This is a genomic window from Microcystis sp. BLCC-F209 (genome assembly GCF_041928595.1).
Classification (GTDB): Bacteria; Cyanobacteriota; Cyanobacteriia; order Cyanobacteriales; family Microcystaceae; genus Microcystis.
The window spans coordinates 1-7369 of record NZ_JBHFLL010000256.1 but is presented as its reverse complement, the minus strand read 5'-3'; the positions used below and the strand labels follow the sequence as shown (position 1 = coordinate 7369).

6 protein-coding genes are annotated in these 7369 nt (G+C 43.0%); 5 read left to right on the top strand and 1 reads right to left on the bottom strand.

Features of this window, described 5'->3' with window-relative positions:
* On the bottom strand, window positions 1–501 hold a 501-nt coding region (locus ACE1AQ_RS16175), incomplete at its 3' end, for a Uma2 family endonuclease (protein ID WP_374808797.1).
* A gap of 293 nt (window positions 502–794) precedes the next feature.
* Here ACE1AQ_RS16175 and ACE1AQ_RS16170 point away from each other — a divergent pair.
* The 5 genes from ACE1AQ_RS16170 (at window position 795) to ACE1AQ_RS16150 (ending at window position 7231) form a co-directional block, all read left to right on the top strand.
* A complete protein-coding gene (locus ACE1AQ_RS16170) occupies window positions 795–2714 on the top strand; it encodes a long-chain fatty acid--CoA ligase (RefSeq protein ID WP_374808795.1) in 1920 nt (639 codons plus the stop codon).
* A 61-nt stretch (window positions 2715–2775) separates the two neighbouring features.
* Entirely contained in the window at window positions 2776–3225 is a 450-nt protein-coding gene (locus tag ACE1AQ_RS16165) for a YlqD family protein (RefSeq protein WP_002782037.1), read from the top strand.
* 289 nt (window positions 3226–3514) lie between these two features.
* Window positions 3515–4702, top strand: coding sequence for an RNA-guided endonuclease InsQ/TnpB family protein (locus ACE1AQ_RS16160; RefSeq protein WP_374808793.1), 1188 nt, complete (start codon window positions 3515–3517; stop codon window positions 4700–4702).
* A 90-nt stretch (window positions 4703–4792) separates the two neighbouring features.
* Window positions 4793–6157, top strand: coding sequence for a DUF3370 domain-containing protein (locus tag ACE1AQ_RS16155; RefSeq protein WP_008204799.1), 1365 nt, complete (start codon window positions 4793–4795; stop codon window positions 6155–6157).
* 189 nt (window positions 6158–6346) lie between these two features.
* Entirely contained in the window at window positions 6347–7231 is an 885-nt protein-coding gene (locus ACE1AQ_RS16150) for a hypothetical protein (protein ID WP_008203653.1), read from the top strand.
* The last annotated feature ends 138 nt before the right edge of the window (window positions 7232–7369 follow it).

The following is a 7369-nucleotide window of genomic DNA, read 5'->3' as shown; positions in this document are numbered from 1 at the left end:
ACTAAAACTTTCTTGCTGATAGGTTTGCAGAATCCATAAACCCTGTTCACCCCGTCGAAAAGTTTCCACTCGTTGGTGTTTACTATTGACTAAGACATATTCCTCTAAACTTTCTAGAGTTTGATAATCATTAAATTTATCACCCCTGTCAAAAGCTTCTGTAGAATCGGAGAGAACTTCAACAATCAATTTAGGAAAACTTTTGTAGGTAGCAGTTTCTTTATCTCTGTCATCGCAGGTGACAATAATATCGGGATAATAAAAGTGATTGCGCTTCTCTAATCTGACTTTCACATCGGCAAAATAAACCCGACAATCGGAACCCCGCAAATGATTACGAATAATTGTGTATATATTCCCCGAAACAATATTATGAGTATCCGTCGTTCCTGCCATGGCGTAAACTTGTCCATCGATATATTCATGTTTAATGGGACTGGTTTCTTCAAACTGAAGATATTCTTCTGGAGTGAGATTATTATAGTTAGATAAAGCAATCATCGTTTTTTCTGCTAGTTACAACTATATTTCAGTACCTAAGCAAAATTAATTATACATCTAAGCCGTTAGCCTTTTCCGTAATCAGTAAGCAGTATTAAGTAACAGTAACATTCCCTGATTACTGTTCACTGTTCACCGATAACCGAAAAGTCTCCTCTCTCCGAGTCTCGATTAGGAAATTAACTTTGCAGCACTAGATACCTGTTGAAATACTGTCTAGGAGAACCAGCAAAAAGAGCCTAGAATGGTTAATCTATATCCTATGACCCTTGTAACTCTCTATAACTACTGCTATGACAACCCTAATTGACTATTCAAATATTCAATCTTTACCCGAAGTTTGGTCAATAGTTGCCCAGCGTTTCCCCAATATTATCGCCCTGCACGATCCCCACAGTAAACCGGAAGTAATTCTCACCTATCGGGAACTTTATCAACAAATTCAGCAATTTGCCGCCGCTTTACAAGCATTAGGAGTCACAGAAACCGAAAATGTCGCTTTATTTGCCGATAATAGTCCCCGGTGGTTTATTGCCGACCAAGGTTCCATGGCAGCCGGGGCCGCCAACGCGGTACGATCTGCTCAAGCGGATGCAGAGGAATTAGCCTATATTCTGGCCGATAGTGACAGTCAGACGCTGATTGTCGAAAATAACAAAACTTTAGGCAAATTGCTGACGAAAATCCCTGAATTGCCACTAAAATTAATCGTGCTGCTCACCGACGAAGACCCCGCTACTGGGGCGATTTCCGTGCAGACCTTAAATTTCAAGCAACTAATGGCGATCGGGGCTGAGAACACCCTTAAACCCATCACCAAGAGCGAAAATGATCTGGCTACCCTCATCTACACATCGGGAACGACGGGACAACCCAAAGGGGTGATGTTAAGTCATGGTAATCTGCTGCATCAGGTACGCAACTTAAATGCTATCTTTCAACCGGAGCCTGGCGATCGAGTTTTAAGTATACTACCTTCATGGCACTCCTACGAGCGCAGTTGTGAGTATTTCAGTCTAGCTCAGGGTTGCACCCAGATTTATACCAGTATTCGCACTTTTAAGCAGGATTTAAAGCAATTTAGTCCGCAATTAATGGTGGGAGTTCCCCGTCTTTGGGAATCTCTTTACGAGGGTATCCAAAAACAATTTAGCGAACAATCGGCCACAAAACAGAAATTAGTGCGATTTTTGCTAGAAAAGTCGGAAAAGTACGTTATTGCTAAACGTATCGCCGATAATCTCAGTCTAGATCATCTTCACGCTTCCCCCGGAGAAAGACTAAAAGCAAGAATTCAATCCCTCTTACTCTATCCCCTCCATGCCATCGGTGATAAGCTAGTTTATGGCAAAATTCGCCAAGCAGTGGGAAATAAAGTTAAAATCTTGGTTAGTGGCGGTGGTTCCTTAGCCAGACATCTAGATACTTTCTATGAGATTGCCGGAATCCCGATTTTAGTTGGTTATGGACTGACAGAAACTTCTCCCGTCGCTACCGTCCGTCGTATCGATCATAACCTGCGCGGGTCTGCCGGTCGTCCCGTCTTTCAGACAGAAATCTGTATTGTCGATTTACACAGCAAAGAAGTCTTACCGACAGAAAAACACGGTTTAGTCTTGATTCGCGGTCCGCAGGTGATGCAGGGATACTATAAAAAACCCGAAGCAACCGAAAAAGCGATTTCTCCCGATGGTTGGTTTGATAGCGGTGATATTGGTTGGTTAACCGCTGCTGGGGATTTAGTCTTAACTGGACGGGCCAAAGATACAATTGTTTTGAGCAATGGTGAAAATATCGAACCGCAACCGATTGAAGATGCTTGTTTACGCAGTCCCTTTATCTCCCAAATCATGCTAGTGGGACAGGATCAAAAAGCTTTGGGGGCTTTGATCGTGCCTAATCTTGATATACTGGCCAATTGGGCCCAAGAACAGAAAATATCCTTAAATTTACCCGATCTTCACAGCGATCGCTCAACGATTCTTTCTAGCGATCTCTACAGCAAAAAAGTCTTAGCTCTCTACCAACAAGAATTAAAGCGCGAGGTAAGAAATCGGCCCGGTTATCGTGCCGATGACCAGATTAAAACCTTTGAGTTAATTTTAGAGCCTTTTTCCCAAGAAAACGGCATGATGACCCAAACTTTAAAGATTAAACGACCGGTAGTAACGCAACGCTATCGCGATATGATTAACGAGATGTTTGCCAAGTAAATATTTCTGGCAAATATTCTTTAACCCCTTGACAAAAAGACCTTTTTAGGATAAGCAAATCATGGATGACGCACAAACCAGTTTATTACTGAAGCGCCCGGTGACAATTAAAGTCATCGTGACCCCGCGCTGGAAAGAAGAAGCACAACAGCAATTACAAGCACAAATGGTTCAAATTGACGCACAAATTCAACAATTAGAAAGCCAAGGCCAAAGAGCGATCGCCGAAATTCAGCGTCAGAGTCTGATCCCCTTACCCCCCGCGGCTGCCCAACAGATTGACAATATTCAAATCCAAGTCAATCAACAGAAAAGTGAGTTTCTCGAACAAAAAAACCAGTATCTGCAACAATTGCAACAGGTACAACTCTTGGAACTCAATCAAGAAGTCGCCCAAGCACAACTAGAAAGCTTTTTCCGGGTCGAAAAAGGCGATAACTTAGTGGCCAAAATGAATGTGGAACTCGTCCTTAGAGATGGCATCGTCGAAGAAATTCGCGGCGAAATTTAAAGCTAGGGTGAGCAGTTACCCGTCCCTGTCAAATTAAAGGCTAAAATCGGCAATAGCAAGGGAGAATACCCCTTGCTAACCGATAAAACCGCCCCTAGCTCACATCACCCCTGACATGACTTGATCGGGCCTGAAAAATATATTAAGATTCTTTATCGATCGCCCGGACAAACTCACCTATATTGTTGTATAACTTCATCGAAAATTTGCGTCTGAAACCCCGCCGTTCTAGGTTGGCTTTACTGTTAAATACTAGCGCATTTACACGATATATGCTAAAATGTGAGACATGGAAAAAGCCTATTCTTACCGATTTTACCCAACACCCGAACAAGAGTCGCTATTGCGGCGCACTTTGGGCTGTGTAAGATTAGTTTACAACAAAGCTCTCCACGAACGAACACAAGCTTGGTACGAAAAGCAAGAAAGAGTAGGCTACGCTCAAACTTCTTCAATGTTGACCGATTGGAAAAAGCAAGAAGAATTAGACTTTCTCAATGAAGTAAGCTGTGTACCCTTACAACAAGGGTTAAGACACCTACAAACAGCTTTTACTAACTTCTTTGCTGGTCGTACTAAGTATCCTAACTTTAAGAAAAAACATCAGGGAGGAAGTGCCGAATTTACCAAATCTGCTTTTAAATTTAAAGACAGACAAATCTATTTAGCTAAATGCACAGAACCTTTACCTATTCGATGGTCAAGACAAATACCAGACGGATGTGAACCAAGTACAGTAACAGTCAGATTACATCCTTCTGGACGTTGGCATATCTCAATAAGATTTGATGACCCAACAATTAAGCCATTACCAGTAACAGATAAAGCCATCGGAATTGACTTAGGAATTAGTAGCCTAGTAATTACCAGCAATGGCGATAAAGTATCTAATCCTAAGCATTTTAACAAGCATTATCGGAGACTGCGAAAAGCACAAAAAAATCTTTCTAGAAAACAGAAAGGGTCAAAAAATCGGGAAAAAGCAAGAATCAAAGTAGCCAAGATTCACGCTCAAATCACCGATAGCAGAAAAGACCATTTACATAAGCTAACCACTCAATTAGTTCGTGAAAACCAAACGATTGTGGTTGAGAATTTAGCCGTCAAGAATCTGGTCAAAAACCCGAAATTATCTCAGGCAATATCTGACGTTAGTTGGGGAGAAATCACTCGACAATTAGCCTATAAATGCCGTTGGTACGGCAGAAATTACATCGAAATAGATAGATGGTTTCCCAGTTCTAAACGGTGCAGTAATTGTGGGTATATTGTGAAAGAGCTGCCGTTAAATGTTCGAGAGTGGGACTGTCCGAACTGTGGGACACACCATGACCGAGATATTAACGCCAGTAAAAATATTTTGGCCGCAGGGCTTGCGGTGTCAGTCTGTGGAGCGACCATAAGACCAGAACAGAGTAAATCTGTTAAGGCAGGTGCGGAACCCCGCAAGGGAAAGAAGCAGAAACCTAAATCGTGAGGTTTGGGAATCACCGTCCGTTTACGGCGGTGAGGATGTCAACTCTCCATCGACTCACCCTTAATTAGATCCTATAAATATAGAATCTCTATGCTTTCTTTCTTACCCACTATTCTTTTAGCTCAGTCCGCCTCGGTTCTGCCCCAGATAGAGAGGAAATTAATCACCCAATATCAGGAAGTGCGTCAGTTGCCCGGTCAACTAAATGATGTTCTAGTTTTTAATAGCAATAGTCCCGAAATCGTAGAAAAAGAGGGAATTCTCCTCTCCACTTTCCCCGGCAAAGGAAAACGTTATCCCGTAGCCCATCTCAATCATCCCCTACAAGGACGTTTTGACGTTTTCACCCACCACATCGCTCGTCAAACCGATCCCGATCGCGACTTACACCAGGGCCTGATCGTTACTAATCCCACCTCCAGAAACCTGGTTATCCGCGTCCTGCAAGGAGTCAGTTACGTCACCTCGGCCGATGCCCCTTTTGTCGAGTTGCCCTCTCTGGTGGAAGATCCCAACGGCCGGGTTTTTTCTGGTCCCGGTTCCCGTTTAGCCAGTGATATCATGCGTCGTCGCCATGATACCCAATTTCCCACCCAGATCGTCATTCCCCCCGGCCAAAGTCGGATGCTCTTCGATCTGGTTATCCCCAGAAGTAGCGCCCGCTCGACTCTCCTGCGTCTCTACAGCGATGGACCTGTCTATATGGCCAATTTAGCCCTCTACGAAGTTCCCCAAAAAGTCAAAATCGAAGATCGGGAAATAGAAACCTTTCGTCCCCCTACCCTAGAGGAATGGCGTACCCTATTGGTTAGAGGTGATTTAGCCGCTCCTCGCGATTTTCCCCCCACTCCCCCCGATCAATGGTCCCCCGGAAGAAGAAATTTTTATGGTCGCGTGGCTGGAATTTCTGTGGGTTCGGAATGGGCAACCCGCATTGTCGATCCCAAAGGGGGAATTAATCTCACCATTCCTCAACCCGGTCAAGCTTTCGCCTATCCTTTGAGTACGGTGACAGCAGCTACTTTCGGAACCAGACAAATCCAAAGCGCCCCCATGTTAGTGCGTTATCCCGATACGGCTTTCAAAGCTCACGGTAATTACGGTGTTCACTACTATCTGACTTTACCTCTATATAACAACACTAGCAAAACGCAGCTGGTGGCTTTGAGTATTCAAACCCCAATTAAAGAAGAAAATTATCTCGATCGCTTGTTATTTGTTGAACCTGTCCAGGGACCAGTATTTTTCCGGGGTGCGGTGCGCGTTACCTATCGTAACGCCCTGGGACGTACCGAGGAACGTTTTTTCCATCTCGTTCAACGGGAAGGACAACAGGGAGAAGCTTTAGTACAGGTGGAACTTCCCCCCGGCGCCCGACGCGACATTAATCTCGATTTTCTCTATCCCCCCGATGCCACCCCCCCCCAAGTTTTGAGCGTTAAAACTTTGCAATAGATAGTTTTTCTCGAAAAGTTAACGGCTGATTGTCGGTAAAAATAAGTAAGATAAGTAGGTGGGTATTAAAAACTTTCAGATGCCCCCCTTATTAAGGGGGGACTAAGGGGGGATCGAACCTAAAAGCCATTTTAAATTTAATTATAACCAGCTACTTACACTAAAATTAATCTCTCTGTGAATCGGCCGATGAATATTAGCAAAACTTGCTTTATTTTCTGCTTATTATCTCAATTCTTGGGCGATGCAGCCGCGAGTTTAGCCGTGACTAAACTCGATTTTGATGCCGGTCAACCCCTCACAAATCAAGTGGTTAGATCGGGGAAAATTAAGGTACAAGTTAGCTATCAACCTATCGACCTAAACGAGAAAGTTGATGATAATTCTGATATTAATAATGTTTCTTATCAAATCTTTTATAACGGGCAAATTTATCAGCAAAATAGCGGTTATAGTGCCTTTGGTTCCGGCTATGTTGAATTAAGAGATTTAGATAATAATGGCATTGATGAGATTATCGTCTCTACCTATAGCGGCGGCGCGCATTGCTGCACATCCTTGGTAATTTATACTTGGCAAAAAGATAAATTTATTAGAGAAGAAACGGGGTTTTTAGATGGTAGTGGAGGTTCCTTTGAAGATTTAGATGGAGATAACAATTATGAATTTGTTACCGTTGATAATGCTTTTTTATATGCTTTTAGTTCCTACGCTGCCTCTTTTCCTCCCTCGAGAATTTATACTTTTCAACAGGGTAAATTAGCAGATGTCACTAGAAAATATCCCCAAGAATTAAGGAAAACTTTAGCGGCAATGTTGAAAGCCTTGCAGTTAGCTAAAAAAGAAAAAGCCGAAGTTAACGGCATTTTGGCTGGTTATGTCGCCCAAAAAATTCTCCTAGGAGAATACGAAGAAGCTTGGCAATTTCTCCTCGCTAATTACGATAAAAACTCCGATTGGGGTCTCGATATCCATGGCGAAAGTACAGCGCTCGGCAAATATCCAGACTTTCCCGCTGCCCTGAGCGCTTTTCTCCTGAAAAATGGCTACTTAACCCCAGTTCGGGTTAAGTAGGACTTGCTGAATAATGGTAAAACCCTTTGAAAATAAGGCTTTTGACCTGTTAAAATCTGATGTTAGTGCAAGAAAATAGGATTGGGACATTCAAAAACCTTGCATTATTCTCCTCGTAGTACATAAACTGGTACAAAA